General features: G+C 74.6%; 14 protein-coding genes. 4 read left to right on the top strand and 10 right to left on the bottom strand.

The window, feature by feature from the left end:
- Positions 1-67: 67 nt before the first annotated feature.
- From ACIQVI_RS09370 to ACIQVI_RS09350, 5 genes are all read right to left on the bottom strand, one after another.
- On the bottom strand, positions 68-1,072 hold the full coding sequence (locus ACIQVI_RS09370; RefSeq protein ID WP_403593168.1) for an adenosine deaminase: 1,005 nt from the start codon (positions 1,070-1,072) through the stop codon (positions 68-70).
- 2 nt (positions 1,073-1,074) lie between these two features.
- Positions 1,075-1,980: a ribonuclease Z gene (locus tag ACIQVI_RS09365; RefSeq protein WP_403593165.1), complete on the bottom strand. Its 906-nt coding sequence runs from the start codon at positions 1,978-1,980 to the stop codon at positions 1,075-1,077.
- A 3-nt stretch (positions 1,981-1,983) separates the two neighbouring features.
- Positions 1,984-2,343: a histidine triad nucleotide-binding protein gene (locus ACIQVI_RS09360; protein WP_403594499.1), complete on the bottom strand. Its 360-nt coding sequence runs from the start codon at positions 2,341-2,343 to the stop codon at positions 1,984-1,986.
- A 92-nt stretch (positions 2,344-2,435) separates the two neighbouring features.
- The gene (locus ACIQVI_RS09355) at positions 2,436-3,560 is read right to left on the bottom strand and encodes a tetratricopeptide repeat protein (RefSeq protein ID WP_403593162.1); all 1,125 of its coding nucleotides are present in this window, start codon (positions 3,558-3,560) and stop codon (positions 2,436-2,438) included.
- The gene (locus ACIQVI_RS09350; RefSeq protein ID WP_403593159.1) at positions 3,557-4,876 is read right to left on the bottom strand and encodes an AAA family ATPase; all 1,320 of its coding nucleotides are present in this window, start codon (positions 4,874-4,876) and stop codon (positions 3,557-3,559) included. Before ACIQVI_RS09350 ends, ACIQVI_RS09355 begins: the two co-directional genes overlap by 4 nt.
- Positions 4,877-4,964: 88 nt before the next feature.
- Here ACIQVI_RS09350 and ACIQVI_RS09345 point away from each other — a divergent pair, with 88 nt between their 5' ends.
- Positions 4,965-5,321, top strand: a complete 357-nt coding sequence (locus ACIQVI_RS09345) for a hypothetical protein (protein WP_403593156.1) — start codon at positions 4,965-4,967, stop codon at positions 5,319-5,321.
- A 29-nt stretch (positions 5,322-5,350) separates the two neighbouring features.
- Here the strand turns inward: ACIQVI_RS09345 and ACIQVI_RS09340 are convergent, their stop codons facing one another.
- The 4 genes from ACIQVI_RS09340 to hrcA all read right to left on the bottom strand — a co-directional run bounded on the left by ACIQVI_RS09340 (position 5,351) and on the right by hrcA (position 9,431).
- On the bottom strand, positions 5,351-6,094 hold the full coding sequence (locus tag ACIQVI_RS09340; RefSeq protein WP_403593153.1) for a 16S rRNA (uracil(1498)-N(3))-methyltransferase: 744 nt from the start codon (positions 6,092-6,094) through the stop codon (positions 5,351-5,353).
- Positions 6,091-7,173, bottom strand: a complete 1,083-nt coding sequence (locus ACIQVI_RS09335) for a nitronate monooxygenase (RefSeq protein WP_403593150.1) — start codon at positions 7,171-7,173, stop codon at positions 6,091-6,093. Before ACIQVI_RS09335 ends, ACIQVI_RS09340 begins: the two co-directional genes overlap by 4 nt.
- Positions 7,174-7,274: 101 nt before the next feature.
- On the bottom strand, positions 7,275-8,411 hold the full coding sequence (gene dnaJ, locus ACIQVI_RS09330; RefSeq protein WP_056559063.1) for a molecular chaperone DnaJ: 1,137 nt from the start codon (positions 8,409-8,411) through the stop codon (positions 7,275-7,277).
- Positions 8,412-9,431, bottom strand: a complete 1,020-nt coding sequence (hrcA, locus tag ACIQVI_RS09325) for a heat-inducible transcriptional repressor HrcA (protein WP_403593146.1) — start codon at positions 9,429-9,431, stop codon at positions 8,412-8,414. It abuts the gene before it with no gap.
- A gap of 147 nt (positions 9,432-9,578) precedes the next feature.
- Here hrcA and ACIQVI_RS09320 point away from each other — a divergent pair, with 147 nt between their 5' ends.
- Entirely contained in the window at positions 9,579-10,307 is a 729-nt protein-coding gene (locus tag ACIQVI_RS09320; RefSeq protein WP_351969096.1) for an MBL fold metallo-hydrolase, read from the top strand.
- A 10-nt stretch (positions 10,308-10,317) separates the two neighbouring features.
- A complete protein-coding gene (locus ACIQVI_RS09315; RefSeq protein WP_351969097.1) occupies positions 10,318-11,118 on the top strand; it encodes a DUF3097 domain-containing protein in 801 nt (266 codons plus the stop codon).
- Positions 11,119-11,158: 40 nt separating this feature from the next.
- Here the strand turns inward: ACIQVI_RS09315 and ACIQVI_RS09310 are convergent, their stop codons facing one another.
- Positions 11,159-11,356, bottom strand: a complete 198-nt coding sequence (locus ACIQVI_RS09310) for a hypothetical protein (protein WP_403593141.1) — start codon at positions 11,354-11,356, stop codon at positions 11,159-11,161.
- Positions 11,357-11,485: 129 nt separating this feature from the next.
- Between ACIQVI_RS09310 and fxsT the strand changes: the two genes are divergently transcribed.
- Entirely contained in the window at positions 11,486-15,370 is a 3,885-nt protein-coding gene (fxsT, locus tag ACIQVI_RS09305; protein ID WP_403593138.1) for an FxSxx-COOH system tetratricopeptide repeat protein, read from the top strand.
- The last annotated feature ends 104 nt before the right edge of the window (positions 15,371-15,474 follow it).

Genomic DNA, 15,474 nt, shown 5'->3' with positions numbered 1-15,474 from the left:
GTGGGGAAGAGGCCCGCCGCAGGCGCCCGGCCCGCACCCGAACGCGCCCCGCACCCACCCCACCCGTCTACGCCCCCTCGTCCCCGAACTCGTACGCCTCCACCTCCGCCAAATACCTCCCCCTCCGCTCCTCCTCGTCCTCCAGGAACGACGCCAGGAAGGAGTTCCGGGCCAGCTCCCGGAGCTGGTCGTTCGTGAGGGCGAGGGCGGTGCGGACGCCGTCGTAGTTGTCGCCCGCGTAGCCGCCGAAGTAGGCGGGGTCGTCGGAGTTGACGGTGACGAGGAGGCCGGCGGACATCATGGCGCGGAGGGGGTGGTCGGCGAGGGTGTCGATGACGCGGAGGCGGACGTTCGACAGGGGGCAGAGGGTGAGCGGGACCCGTTCGCGGGCGAGGCGGGCGACGAGGTCGGGGTCGTCCATGCAGCGCAGGCCGTGGTCGATCCGCTCGACGCCGAGGACGTCGAGGGCCTCGCGGACGTACGCCGCGGGCCCCTCCTCGCCCGCGTGCGCGACGCGGCGCAGGCCGAGCGCGGCGGCGGCCTCGTACACCTCGCGGAACTTGGCCGGCGGGTGGCCGACCTCGGCCGAGTCGAGGCCGATGCCGGTGATCCGGTCCAGGTAGGGCTTCGCGGACTCCAGGGTGGCGAGGGCCGACTCGGCGGACTCGTCGCGCAGGAAGCACATGATGAGCCGGGTGGAGATCCCGTACCGCTCCTCGGCGCGGTCGAGGGAGGCGGTCAGGCCCTCGATCACGGTGCCGATCGGGACGCCGCGGGCGGTGTGCGCCTGCGGGTCGAAGAAGATCTCGGCGTGCCGGACGCCCTGGGCGGCGGCCCGCTCCAGATAGGCGTCGGCGAGTTCGGTGAAGTCCCCGGCGGTGCGCAGGACCGCCATCAGGCCGTAGTACAGGTCGAGGAAGGACTGGAGGTCGCTGAAGCGGTACGCCTCGCGGAGGGCGTCGGTGTCCGCGTACGGCAGGGTGACGCCGTTGCGCGCGGCGAGCGCGAAGGCCAGCTCGGGTTCGAGGGTGCCTTCGATGTGGAGGTGCAGTTCCGCCTTGGGTACGGGCATGTTCACGTTCGTTTCGGTACGGGGACCCTCATGAGGTCCTGGGCAATGCTCAGCTCGCCGTCGAACCCGGCCGCCCGCGCCTGCCGTTCGAACTCGGCGGGGTCGTGGTAGCGCTGCGAGAAGTGGGTGAGGACGAGGTGCCGCACGCCCGCGTCGCGGGCGACCGCGGCGGCCTGTCCGGCCGTGAGGTGGCCGTGGTCGACGGCGAGGCGGACGTCCTCGTCGAGGAAGGTCGACTCGATGACGAGCATGTCGGCGCCCTCGGCGAGGGCGTGGACGCCGTCGCAGAGCCGGGTGTCCATGACGAAGGCGAAGCGCTGTCCGCGCCGGACCTCGCTGACCTGGTCGAGGGTGACGCCGTTCAGGACGCCGTCGCGCTGGATGCGGCCCACGTCGGGGCCCCGGATGCCGTGCTCGGCGAGCTTCCCGGGCAGGATGCGGCGCCCGTCGGGCTCGATCAGCCGGTAGCCGTAGGACTCGACGGGGTGGGAGAGCCGGCGCGCTTCCAGGGTGAACGCGTCGGTGACGGCGAGCGGCCCGTCGGCGGCGACGGGCACCTCGACCAGCTTCACGGTCTCGCGGTAGGCGGTGGCGTACCGCAGCCGCTCGAAGAAGTGCCGTCCGCTCGCCGGGTAGTGGGCGGTGACCGGGTGCGGGACCTGGTCGAGGTTGATCCGCTGGATCACCCCGGCCAGGCCGAGCGAGTGGTCGCCGTGGAAGTGCGTGACGCAGATCCGGTCGAGGTCGTGCGCCGCGACCCCGGCCCGCAGCATCTGGCGCTGGGTGCCCTCGCCGGGGTCGAACATGATGCCCCGGCCGTCCCAGCGCAGCAGGTAGCCGTTGTGGTTGCGGTGCCGGGTCGGGACCTGGCTGGCGGTCCCGAGGACGACCAGTTCGCGTACGGACACGGTTTATCCGGGGGGCCAGTTGAGGCCGCGGCCGCCCAGGACGTGCGCGTGGGTGTGGAAGACGGTCTGGCCCGCGCCCGCGCCGGTGTTGAGGACGATCCGGTAGCCGGTGCCGTCGGTCTTCTCCTGGGCGGCGACCTCGCCGGCCTCGCGCAGCAGGTCGGCGGCGACGTCCGGCGCGCCGGCCGCGAGGGAGGCGGCGTCCGGGTAGTGCACGCGCGGGATCACCAGGACGTGGGTCGGCGCCTGCGGGTTGATGTCGCGGAACGCGACGGTCGTCTCGCTCTCGCGCACGATCGTCGCGGGCACCTCCCCCGCCACGATCTTGCAGAACAGGCAGTCGCTCTGCGGCTCTCCGGCCATGGTCCGGGCCTCCTCGCCTCCGTCGGTCACTACACGCGCATGGTATCCGCCGCCGCCGACAAGATCGGATCCGGTTTTCCCGGAGAGGCCGGTCAGTCCTTGGGCGCGCGCCGGTTCAGGAACGAGCGGCTCACCCAGTACGTGATGATCACGCCCCAGAACAGCACTCCGCCGAGCGCGCCGGGCACGCCCGCGTCGAAGGACCAGAGGGCCATGGTCAGGACCGAGTAGAGCCCGAGCAGCCCGACGGCCGTCGCCATGGCGATCACCGGCCGGCAGCCGCGCGCGACGAGCAGCAGCGGGCGGCGCAGCCGGGGCGGCAGCCGGCGGCTCATCCACAGGGCCCAGCCGCCCCAGGCGCCGACGAGGACGGCCGCGCCGACCAGGAACGGGACGACCGCCCCGGCCCCGGTCGCGCCGCTCCGGACGGGGGCGACGCCGAACGCGGAGGCCACGAAGCCGAGCAGGGCGACCCAGCGGGCCCCGGCGGCGGTGTTCCAGGCCATGGCCTCCAGGTTGTAGCGGGCCTTGCGGTCCTGGAGGTCGAGCGCGGCGGAGGCGACGAACCCCTCGGCGGCCTGCGTCCACGCCCCGCGCCGGCACCAGCGGCGGCGCAGCCGGAGCAGCGAGAGGTTGTTGTGGGCCTCGCTGCTCTGCGGGTTGAGCCGCAGCGCCGTCTCGTACGCGCGCTGCGCGGTGGCGTGGTCCCTCCGGCGCTGGGCGGTGAGGCCGACCAGGAAGTGGGCCGCGTCCTCCTCGGGCGCGAGGTTCACGGCGGTCCGGGCCGTCTCGTACGCCTCGACGGTACGCGCGTGTGCGAGGAAGCGCTCGCCGTGCTCGCCGTGCTCCGCGAGGGCGGTGCCGAGCGCGTAGTGGGTGCCCCAGTGGTGCGGGGCGAGCGCGACGGCGTGCCGGGCGGTGGACTCGGCCTCCTGGAACCGCCTCTGGGAGAGGAGGACCTGGACGCGCATCAGCCAGGCGCCGAGCAGTTCGGGCTCGGCCCGCAGCGCCTGGTCCACGGCGGCCAGGGCGGCGGGGTGGCGGCCGCCCCGGTGGTGGCAGCGGGCGAGCAGGACGAGGGCCTCGGCGTCCTCGGGCTCGGTCGCCAGGTGCTGGGCGGCGAGCTCCCCGGCCCGCTCGTACCGTCCGGCCTCGTACAGCGCCTCGGCGCGCCGCAGCGCGGTGCCGTGGGCGCCCCGGGCCTCCGCCTCGCTCACAGCTTGCGCTTCCGCTTGAGGTGGGCGAGGAGGTCGTCGTAGAGGCCGCCCTCGTTGGCGAACATGGCGACGTTCCGGGCGGCGGCGAACCACGGTTCCGTGGACGGCTTGATCTGCTTGGCCGCGCCGAGCAGGTCCTTGGTGGTGATCAGGCGTACAGAGCCGCTGCGGGCGGAGTCGAGGAGCGCGGCCTCGGCGGCCGTCTCGCAGACGTGGGCGAGGTCGGCGCCGGAGAAGTCCTCGGTGGCCTTGACGAGCTTGCCGAGGTCGACGGCCTCGATGGGGCGCTCGCGCAGGTGGTAGCGGAGGATCGCCTCGCGGGCGGCGGCGTCGGGCGGCAGCACGAGCAGGGTGCGGTCGAGGCGGCCGGGGCGGCGCAGCGCGATGTCGACGTCCCAGGGGACGTTGGTGGCGGCGAGCACGAAGACGCCCTCGTTGCCCGCGCCGCTCGCGATGCCGTCGAGTTCGGTGAGGAGCTGGTTGACGACGTTGCGCAGGCCGCTGTGGTGGGTGCGGGAGCGCTTGGCGCCGAGGGCGTCCAGCTCGTCGAGGAAGACGACGCAGGGGGCCTGGCGGCGGGCGGTCTCGAAGATGTCGTGGATGTTCTTCTCGGAGGCGCCGATCCACATGTCGAGGACGTCGGAGAGCGAGACGGTGAGGAAGCTCGCGCCGAGTTCGCCCGCGACGGCCCGGGCGATGAAGGTCTTGCCGCAGCCGGGCGGTCCGTAGAGGAGCAGGCCGCCGCGCAGCGACTTGCCGTACAGCCTGCGCAGTTCGGGGTTGCGCATGGGGGCGAGGAAGGCGGCCTCCAGGCGGTCCTTGACCTCCTCCATGCCGCCGACGTCGGCGAGGCGCACGGAGCCGGGGGCGTCGACGTCCCAGGCGGCCGCGTCCCCGGCGGTGCCGTCGCCGTCGGCGGCCTGCGGCTCCTCCAGGAAGCGGGGGCCGACGAGGTCCTGGACCTGCTGCTCGGCGGCGTTCCAGTCGAAGGAGGGGGTGGGGGCGTCCGGTGCGGGCTCGTCCGGGGCCGGAGTCGGGACGGGGGCTTCCGGTGCGGGCGGGGTCGCGGCCTGAGGCGTGGGCGGGGCCGGGGGCGTGGCCGGAGGCGTGGGCAGGCCCATCGCGCGGACCATCAGGGCGCGGGCGTCCGCGTCCCCGGGCGCGTGCTGGAGGGCGACGGCCGCCTCGGTGACGGCCTCGTCGTTCCGCCCCTCCGCGAGGAGGAGCTCGGCGAAGTGGAGACGCAGGGGCACGTCGCCGGGGGCGGCGGCCACGGCGGCACGGAGACTGCGGATCAGGGGGGACTCGTCGGCCATGCGGCCACCCTAAGGAGCCCCCGGGGGCGGCCGTCCACCGGGTTGGCCCCCTCTTCCTCCGTCGTGCCTCCTTCGTACACTGCGCCGCATGAGACGGGACGGGGCCCCGCGCGGGCTGACGGTGGACGGCACGGTCTGGCTCTGGAACGTCCGGCACCGGCACCCCGGCTGCCGGACCGTGCTCGCCCTGCGCCGCGCCGGACGCCCGCACGCCCTGCTCCGGCTGGTCTTCCGGGAGGCGCCGGGCCGCGCGGTGGCCGGTTTCCCGATGGGCCGGCACGAGGTGCTCGCCGCCGGGGGCGGCCGGCTCAACCTGGACGAGCCCGGGGTCGCCCGCCGGTTCCTCGACGCGGCGCTGGCCTGCGGCCTCGTCCCCGTCGCGGACGGGACGCGGGAGGAGGACGGCTGGCCGCTCTTCGACGCGCTGACGGCCGACGGACCCTGATTCCCCGTCCCTGTCGTGCCGGACGGCTCCTAGCTCCAGCGGCCCGTCCGGCCCAGGACCAGGGCCGTCGCCGCCGTGCCCGCCGTGGAGGTGCGCAGCACGCTGCGGCCCAGCCGGTACGGCTTCGCCCCGGCCGCCTCGAAGGCGGCGAGCTCCTCCGGGGATACCCCGCCCTCGGGGCCGACGACGAGGACGACCGAGCCCTTCGCGGGGAGGCCGGCGGTGGCGAGCGCGCCGCTGGGGTGGTCGCGGTCCTCGTGCAGGACGGCCGCGAAGTCGGCCCCCGCGAGGAGGGCGGCGACCTGCTTGGTCGTCATGAGGTCCGCGACCTCGGGGAAGCGGGTGCGGCGCGACTGCTTGCCGGCCTCGCGCGCGGTGGACCGCCACTTGGCGAGCGCCTTGAGGCCCCGGTCGCCCTTCCACTGGGTGATGCAGCGGGAGGCGGCCCACGGGACGATCGCGTCGACGCCGGTCTCCGTCATGGTCTCGACGGCCAGCTCGCCCCGGTCGCCCTTGGGGAGCGCCTGGACGACGGTGATCCGGGGCTCGTCCTCGGGGTCCTCGTGGACCTCGGCGACCCGCACGGTGAGGTGGTCCTTGCCCTCGGCGGCCAGCACCTCGCAGGCGGCCCAGCGGCCCCGGCCGTCGACCAGGACGAGTTCCTCGCCCTCCCGCAGCCGCTTCACGGAGACGGCGTGGCGGCCCTCGGGGCCGTCCAGGAGGAAGGTCCCGGCGCCGGGGACGGCGTCGACGACGAAGACGGGTGCGGTCACGAAGTGCTCCTGTGGGCCAGTTCCGAGAGGGCGGTGTCGAGTTCGGCGGCGAGGACCCCGACCAGCTGCCCGGCGGGGAGCGCGCGGGCGAGGCGGTGGCCCTGGCCGGCCCAGAGGGCCATGCCCTGGGCGTCCCCGGCGGTGGCGGCGGCCTTGCGCAGCGGGGCGGTGAGGTGGTGGACCTCGGGATAGGCGGCGGGGGCGTACGGGCCGTGCTCGCGCATGAAGCGGTTGACGAGGCCGCGCGCCGGGCGCCCCGAGAAGGCCCGGGTGAGGGCGGTGCGGGTGAACAGCGGATCGGTCAGGGCCCGCTTGTGCAGCGGGTGGGCGCCGGACTCGGGACAGCCGAGGAAGGCGGTGCCGAGCTGGGCGGCCCCGGCCCCGGCGGCGAGGACGGCGGCGATCTGGGCGCCGCGCATGATCCCGCCCGCGGCGACGATCGGGAGGCGGGTGCTCTCGCGGACCTGGGTGACGAGGGCGAGCAGGCCGGTGCCGGGCGCGCCGTCCTCGTCCGGGTCGTCGCGGTACGTGCCCTGGTGCCCGCCGGCCTCGACGCCCTGGACGCAGACGGCGTCGGCCCCGGCGCGCTCGGCGGCCAGGGCCTCCTCGGCGGAGGTGACGGTGACCATCGTGTACGTGCCGGCGCGGGCGAAGGCGGCGAGGGCGTCGGGCGCGGGGCAGCCGAAGGTGAAGGAGACGACGGGGACCGGGTCCTCCAGGAGGATGGCCAGCTTGGCGTCGTAGGCGTCGTCGCGGGAGTCGTCGGTCTCGCCGAGCGGGGTCCGGTACCAGTCGGCCTCTCCGGCGAGCTGGTGCCGGTAGACCTCGACGGCGGCCGGGTCGGCGGGCCGTCCGGTCTGCGGCACGAAGAGGTTGACGCCGAAGGGGCGCGCGGTGAGCCCGCGCACCTGCTTGACCTCCTGGTACAGGCCTCCGGCCGTCTTGTAGCCGCCGGCCAGGAAGCCGAGCGCCCCGGCCTCGCAGACGGCTCCGGCCAGCTCGGGACAGGAGGCGCCACCCGCCATGGGGGCCTGCACGATCGGGAACCGAGAGAGATCGTTCAGTGCGGTGGTGGACATATGGGCATCGTGTCATGCCACGGGGAGGGGTATGGAAAGGGGCGGTATCCATGTATGGACACCGCCCCTCCCCATGCGTACGGGATGCGTACGGGCTCGGCCTACCGCCCGTTGAAGGCGTCCTTCAGGCGCGAGAACAGGCCCTGCTGCCCCGGCTGGAACTGTCCCGTGGGGCGTTCCTCGCCGCGCAGCTTGGCGAGCTCGCGCAGGAGGCGCTCCTGCTCCGCGTCGAGCTTGCCCGGGGTCTGGACCTCGACGTGCACGATCAGGTCGCCCCGGCCGTTGCCGCGCAGGTGGGTGACGCCGCGGCCGTGCAGCGGGATCGACTGGCCGGACTGGGTGCCCGGACGGACGTCGATCTCTTCGAGGCCGTCGAGGGTCTGCAACTGGACCTTGGTGCCCAGCGCGGCCGCCGTCATCGGGAGGGTGACCGTGCAGTGCAGGTCGTCGCCGCGCCGCTGGAACGTCTCGTGCGGGGTCTCGTGGATCTCGACGTACAGGTCTCCGGCGGGGCCGCCGCCGGGGCCGACCTCGCCCTCGCCCGCGAGCTGGATGCGGGTGCCGTTGTCGACGCCGGCCGGGATCTTGACCGTGAGGGTGCGGCGGGAGCGGACCCGTCCGTCGCCCGCGCACTCGGGGCACGGGGTCGGGACGACGGTGCCGAAGCCCTGGCACTGCGGGCAGGGCCGGGAGGTCATGACCTGGCCCAGGAAGGACCGGGTGACCTGGGAGACCTCGCCCCGGCCGCGGCACATGTCGCAGGTCTGCGCGGAGGTGCCGGGCGCGGCGCCCTCGCCGGAGCAGGTCGTGCAGACGACCGCCGTGTCGACCTGGATGTCCTTGGTGGTGCCGAAGGCCGCCTCGTTGAGGTCGATCTCCAGGCGGATCATGGCGTCCTGGCCGCGGCGGGTGCGCGAGCGCGGGCCGCGCTGCGAGGCCGTGCCGAAGAAGGCGTCCATGATGTCGGAGAAGTTGCCGAAGCCACCGGCTCCGAAGCCGCCCGCGCCGCCTCCGCCGGAGGCCGAGAGCGGGTCGCCGCCGAGGTCGTAGACCTGCTTCTTCTGCGGGTCCGAGAGGACCTCGTAGGCGGCGTTGATCTCCTTGAAGCGCTCCTGCGTCTTCGGATCGGGATTGACGTCCGGGTGCAGCTCGCGCGCGAGCCTCCGGAACGCCTTCTTGATCTCGTCCTGGGAAGCGTCGCGGCGCACGCCGAGTACGGCGTAGTAGTCCGTGGCCACTTACGACTCCGCCAGGATCTGTCCGACGTAACGTGCCACTGCGCGTACCGCTCCCATCGTTCCGGGGTAGTCCATGCGGGTCGGTCCGACCACGCCGAGTTTGGCGACTGCCTCGCCGCCCGAACCGTAGCCGACCGAGACGACGGACGTGGAGCTCAGCCCCTCGTGGGCGTTCTCGTGCCCGATCCGTACGGTCATGCCCGATTCCTTGGCCTCGCCGAGCAGCTTGAGGAGGACGACCTGCTCCTCCAGAGCTTCCAGGACGGGCCTGATCATCAGGGGGAAGTCGTGTCCGAAGCGGGTGAGGTTGGCGGTGCCGCCGATCATCAGCCGCTCCTCGTGTTCCTCCACGAGCGTTTCGAGGAGGGTCGCGAGCACGGTCGAGACCGTGGCGCGGTCCTCGGTCTCCTCGAAGGACTCGGGGAGGTCCTGCACCAGCTGCGGCACGTCGGCGAACCGGCGGCCGACGACCCGGCTGTTGAGCCGGGCCCGCAGGTCGGCGAGCGAGGTGTCGCCGAAGGGCGCGGGGCAGTCCACGACCCGCTGCTCGACCCGGCCGGTGTCGGTGATGAGGACGAGCATCAGGCGGGCCGGGGCCAGCGAGAGCAGTTCCACGTGCCGGACGGTCGAACGGGTCAGCGAGGGGTACTGGACGACTGCGACCTGCCGGGTCAGCTGCGCGAGCAGCCGGACCGTGCGGCCGACGACGTCGTCCAGGTCGACCGCGCCGTCGAGGAAGTTGTGGATGGCCCGCCGCTCGGGCGTCGACAGCGGCTTGACCCCCGCGAGCCGGTCGACGAAGAGCCGGTAGCCCTTGTCCGTCGGGATGCGGCCCGCGCTGGTGTGGGGCTGGGCGATGTAGCCCTCCTCCTCGAGGACGGCCATGTCGTTGCGCACGGTGGCGGGCGACACGCCGAGCTTGTGGCGCTCCGTGAGCGCCTTGGAGCCGACGGGCTCCTCCGTCCCGACATAGTCCTGGACGATGGCGCGCAGCACTTCGAGTCTGCGTTCGCTGAGCATCGTGCGCACCTCCAGCTGGCGTCGGTCGTTCCGGTTGCTCCGCTTTTGGCACTCGCCCTGTCCGAGTGCCAGCGATCCCGGGCCAGTGTACGGCGGCACACGTCGCTCCTGGCAAGGAGGCGACGCCCCACCGGTTAGCGTCGGGGCATGGACGTCGACTGGGAAGCACGGGGATGGGAACGGCTCGCGGACGGGGTGGGCCGGCGCCGGCTGCCCGTCTGGGACGCCACGGTGGGGCTCGTCGTGGGCGAACGGGCGGTGCTGCTGTACGACACGGGGTCGTCCCTCGCGGAGGGCGCGGAGCTGCGGGCGGAGGTGGCGGAACTCACGGGCGGCCGGAGGGTGACGCACATCGCACTGAGCCATCCGCACTTCGACCACGTGTTCGGCACGGCGGCCTTCGCGGGTGCGGAGGTCTTCGGCGCGGTCGGTACGGAGGAGCTGCTCGCCCGGGAGCCGGACCGGGAGGAGCTGCGGGCGGACGGGGTGGCGCAGGGCCTCGACCCGGCGGCGGCCGCCGAGGCGGCGGACGTCCTCGTGGCCCCCCGGCACGTGGTCTCCGGCGAGTGGACGCTCGACCTGGGCGGCCGGCAGGTGCTCCTGGCCAACGTCGGCCCCGGGCACACCGGCCACGATCTGGCGCTCCTGGTGCCCGGCCCGCCGGAGGTGGTCTTCTGCGGGGACCTGGTGGAGGAGTCGGGCGAGCCGCAGGCGGGCCCGGACGCGATCCCGTCCCGCTGGCCGGACGCCCTGGACCGCCTCCTGTCGCTCGGCGGCGGGGACGCGGTGTACGTGCCGGGGCACGGTGCGGTGGTGGACGCGGCGTTCGTACGACGCCAGCGCGAGGAACTGGCGACGCGCTTCTCCGTCGCATAACGTCGCCCGAATGCGCAGCTACAACCCGGACTTGACGCCCCCCTGGAAGCGCTCGGCGCCCGTTCCCGAGGTTCCGGCCGACCGGGACCTCGTCGTGGAGGAGGTGGCGACGGGGTTCTGCGGGGCGGTGATCCGCTGCGAGGCGGGGACGGTGACCCTGGAGGACCGCTTCGGCAAGCACCGGGTCTTCCCGCTGGAGCCGCGCGGCTTCCTCCTGGAGGGGAAGGTCGTGACCCTGGTCCGCCCGGCCTCGGGACCGGCCCGCCCGACCCGTACGGCCTCCGGATCGGTCGCGGTGCCGGGCGCACGCGCGCGCGTGGCGCGGGCGGGCCGGATCTACGTCGAGGGCCGCCACGACGCCGAGCTGGTCGAGCGGGTCTGGGGCGACGACCTGCGGATCGAGGGCGTGGTCGTGGAGTACCTGGAGGGCGTCGACGACCTGCCGGCGATCGTCGCGGAGTTCGGTCCGGCGCCCGACGCCCGCCTCGGCGTCCTGGTGGACCACCTGGTCCCGGGCTCCAAGGAGTCCCGGATCGCCGCGCGGGTGACCTCGCCGGACGTGCTGGTCGTCGGCCACCCGTACATCGACGTCTGGGAGGCGGTGAAGCCGTCCTCGCTCGGCATCCCGGCCTGGCCGGCGGTCCCGCGCGGCCAGGACTGGAAGACGGGCGTCTGCCGGGCCCTGGGCTGGCCGGACAACACGGGCGCGGCCTGGCAGCACATCCTGTCGCGGGTCACCTCGTACAAGGACCTGGAACCGGCGCTCCTGGGGCGGGTCGAGGAGCTGATCGACTTCGTGACGGCGCCGTAGCCCTCCGGCGCGGCGCCGTCCCCGTACGCCCCCGGCCCGGTCAGGGGCCGTCCGTGGCGCCCTTGAGGAGCCAGGCCACCACGGCCCGTACGGCGCCGGAGACGGCCGCGCCCGCCAGCGCGAGCGCCACCTTGAGGGAGGTCCGGTCCTTCGCCGTCTCCTCGGGGGAGGTCCTGTCCGTCGTCGCCTCGGAAGGGGCGCGGTCCGTCGTCGCCTCGGGAAGGGGCCTGCGCGTCATCGTCGTCGCCTTTCGGGAGTGACCGGTCGGTGCGTCAACTCTCCGCAGGGCGGAACGTGTTGCGCCAAGCTCTACGTGTTGCGGATGCTGTGGGACACGGTCCGGGCACGACCCCGAGGAGCGGCACGGGTGGACGAACGACACCACGACGAGGACGGCGGCGCGCCGGTCACGGGTGAACTCGTCCCCTTGGACGACGCGGCGAAGGCCCTGCTCATGGGCCTGCGCCCGATCCCCGACGAGGTCGTGGGCGAGCGCCGGGAGCTGGCCGAGGCGCTGCGCCGCTGCTTCTCCGAGCTCAAGGTCTCCGTGCGCAGGTACGCCGTGCTGCGCCGCTACAGCGCGAGCAGCGTCAGCCGCTACCTGAGCGGCGAGACCGTCGCCCCGGACCACTTCGTCAACGCACTGGTGGAGGACGTCGGCAAGGAGCTGGGGCGACCGATGTCCCCGCAGGCGCGGCTCCTCCTGACCCGTACGCAGCGCGCGGCCCTCAAGTCGGGCAACACCCGCGCCTGGCGGATCCAGGAACTGGAGGACCTGCTGGCCACCGCCCTCCAGGAGAAGGCCCTCGCCAGGACGATGGCCGACGCGGTGGCCACCTCCCTGCTGGAACACCAGGAGCGCGTCGTGGCCCTGGAGGCCGAACGGCAGGCGCTCACGCGGGAGGCGGCCGCCCACCGGGCCGCCGGGGTCGAGCTGAGCCTGTTGCGCGCGGAGCAACACCGCGTGCTCACCGACCACGAGGCGCTGCGGCGGCGGGTCGCCGAGCTGGAGGCGGCCCTCGAAGCGGCCGAGCGGCGCGTCGCGCTGGCCGAGCAACGCTGTGCCGACCTGGAGCACACCCTGCTGGCGGCCGACGCGGCGGCGGCCGCCGAGGAGGCGGCGGAGAACCGGGAGGCCGAGGAGAGGGCGGCCCGGAGCCAGGACGAACTGGCCGCGCTGCGCGCGGAAGTGGAGGCGCTCAGGGCGGGCGCGTACCGGGCGCCTCCCGAGATCCCGTACGACCCGGATTCCGGAAAGCCGGTCCGGCCGGTCCCCAGGGGCGCCGCGTCGGCCGTCACCGTCGTCTTCCCCGGCCGTCAACAGCCCTGGGCGGCGTGGATCGGCCGCCGGCTGGAGGACAACGGCCTGTCCCCCACCCTCCTGCGCTGGGACCCCGACCCCGGGATGTCGCTCGACGAGGTCTTCGGCGACCTGCTGCTCTTCCCGGGCCGGGTCCTCCTCGTCCTCGACGCGTCGTTCTTCGAGCCGGGTCTCCGGCCCGCCGGCGAGTGGAACGAGGTCCTGCGCGGCTTCGTCGCCGCCCACGCCGACCGGTTCGCCGCCGTCACCCTCACCAGCGGCGTCCTGCCCCCCGCGGCCTCGGTGCTGGAACCGGTGGCCATCTGGGGCACCGAGGAGAAGGAGGCCGAGGCCCGGCTGCTCGACAGGCTCGGCATCACGCCCCGCGTCGTGATCCACCGGCCCCCTCCGGGCGGCCCCGCCCGCCATCCGGAGACCCCGCCGGGCATCTGGGGCACGGTCCCCCAGCGCAACCACAGGTTCACCGGCCGCGACGACGTCCTCGGTGCGCTCCACGAACGGCTGATGGGCTCCGGGCACGGCGACACCGCCTGCGCCCTGGTCGGCGCGCCCGGCATCGGCAAGACCCAGATCGCCGCCGAGTACGCCCACCGCTTCAGTTCCTCCTACGACGTCGTCTGGTGGGTCCGCTCCGAGGACTCCCGCGCCCGGCGCGTCCGCTTCGGCAAGCTCGCCGCCGCCCTGGACCTTCCGGTGAGGGGCGGGCCCGACGAGTGGGTCGCGGCCGTGCTGGAGGCCCTGCGCCGCGGTGAGCCGCGTTCCCGCTGGCTCGTGGTCTTCGACGGCTGGGACGCCGTCGAGGACGTCGACGCGATGCTTCCGCACGGACCCGGCCACGTCCTGATCACCTCCCGCCACCATGCCTGGCGGAAGCACACCGACGTCCTGGAGGTCCCCGCCTTCGACCGTGCCGAGTCCATCGGCTATCTGATGCGCCACGCCCCACAGCTCAAGGCGGTCGAGGCCGACGAGGTCGCCGCCGAGGTCGGCGACGTACCCCTGCCGGTCGTACAGGCCGCCGCCTGGCTCGGCGATTCCGGGATGACGGTCCCCGCATATCTGGACATGGTCGGGGAAAGGCCCCCTTCCGGCGCCGACGAGTCCCCGGCGGGCGACGATTCGTCCCCCGCGTTCCTCGCCTCCCTGCCGCCCCTCCTCGACCGGCTCCGCCCCACGGAGCCGCGGGCCGTCGACCTCCTCGTCCTGTGCGCCTCCTTCGCCCCCGGCCGCATCCCGCTCGGCCTGATCCGCGCCTGCCCGGAGGACCGGCTGCCGGAGGACCTACGCTGGACGGCCACGGACCCGGCCGCCTGGACCCGCGCGCTCGACACCCTCGTCGGCCGCTCCCTCCTCACCCGCGCGCCCGCCGACGAGGACACGCCCTTCGGGGAGGCGGTCCACATGCGCCGCCACGTGCACGAAGCCGTCTCCCGGCTCACCGACGGCGCGCACCGCGAGGCCCACCGCGAAACCGTCCGCGCCCTGCTCGCCGGGGCCGACCCCGGCGACCCCTCCGACAGTCGGCAGTGGGCCCGGTACGCCGCGCTCCTGCCGCACCTCGAACCCTCCGGGGCCCTGCGCAGCACCGACCCCCGCGTCCAGGCCACCGTCCTGAACTGCCTGCGCTCCTGCGAGCGCGGCGGCGACCACGCGACCGGCCTCCGGTTCGCCGGGCGCGTCCGGGAGAGCTGGAGCGAGTTCATGGACCCGGTCCACGGGCCGATGCCCGCCCTGGCCCTCCTGGAAGGCGACCTCCTCCGCGCCGCCGGCCGCTTCCGCGAGGCGCACGAGAAGAACCTCCTCGCGCTCGCCCGGCTGGAGGAGGCCGGCGCCGACGACGGGCCGGCCGGGCCGGCGGCCAGGGGCGCGGTGGCCGGCGGCCTGCGCCGCCTGGGCCGGTACGAGGACGCGTACCGGCTCCAGCAGGAGGTGCTCGACGACGTCATCCGGCTCGACGGCGCGGACGACGCCCCCGTGCTCGCCGCCCGGCACGACATCGCGGCCACGCTCCGCGCCCTGGGCCGCTACCGGGAGGCCCACGAGTACGACACGGCGACCCTGACCTGGTGGGGGGACATCGCGGGACCGGACCACGTCGCCACCCTCGCCTCGGCCGACTCCCTCACGCACGACCAGCGGCTCCTCGGCCTCCACGGCCTCGCGCTCGCCCGTCAGGAGGAGGTCGCCCACCGCCACGCGCGGGTGCTCGGGGCGCGCCACCCGCAGACCCTGGACGCCGAGATCCAGCTCGCCCTGTGCCACCGCCACAGCGCCGACCGGCCGCACGACGAGGAGCGGGCCTCGCTCGCCTCGCTCCTGGAACGGGCCGTGGAGCTGCACGGCCCCGAGCACCCCGTCGCCCTCCGGTGCCGGGTCCACTACGCCGACTTCCTGCGCGAGCACGGCGACCTCGACCGGGCCGGGGAGCTCGCCACCGAGGCGGAGTCCGGCTACCGGGCCCTCCTGGGCCCCGCCCACCCCGTCTCCGCCGGCGCCCTCGTCGGCACGGCCCTCGTCATGGGGGCCGCCGGGGAGCGGGCGACGGCCCTGACCGTGCTGGAGTCCGCGCTGACCGGACTCACCACGACGCTCGGGCACGACCACCCCTGGGTGCTCGGCTGCGCCCTCGACACCGCCGCCGCCCGCAGCGCCCACGGGCGCGTGGACGAGGCCGTCACGCTCGGCCGCGACACCCTGCGCCGGGCCCGCCGCGTCCTCGGGGAGGAGCACCCGCTGACCCTCTCCTGCCGGCTGTCGCTCGCCGAGGACCTGTCCGGCCTGGGCAGCCTGACCGAGTCCGTCAACGCCAACGCGCTGCGTGCGGAGACCCTGCTCGCCCTCACCAGGGTCTACGGCGCCGATCACCCCCGTACGGTCGCGGCCCACCGGCGCGAACGCCCGTCCTGGGGCTTCGAGCCGTACCTGGACTGACCGGTGCCCACCCGGCGGACCGGTCGGCCGGGGGCTCTCCGGCAGATCACGGCCGGAGGCTTCCCGACGGATCACAGCCGGGGGCGCGGCCCCGGTCCGCCGGA

This window comes from Streptomyces sp. NPDC098101, from assembly GCF_044760185.1.
Taxonomy (GTDB): domain Bacteria; phylum Actinomycetota; class Actinomycetes; order Streptomycetales; family Streptomycetaceae; genus Streptomyces.
The sequence above is the reverse complement of the archived record's forward strand: the minus strand, read 5'-3'. Positions and strand labels throughout refer to the sequence as shown.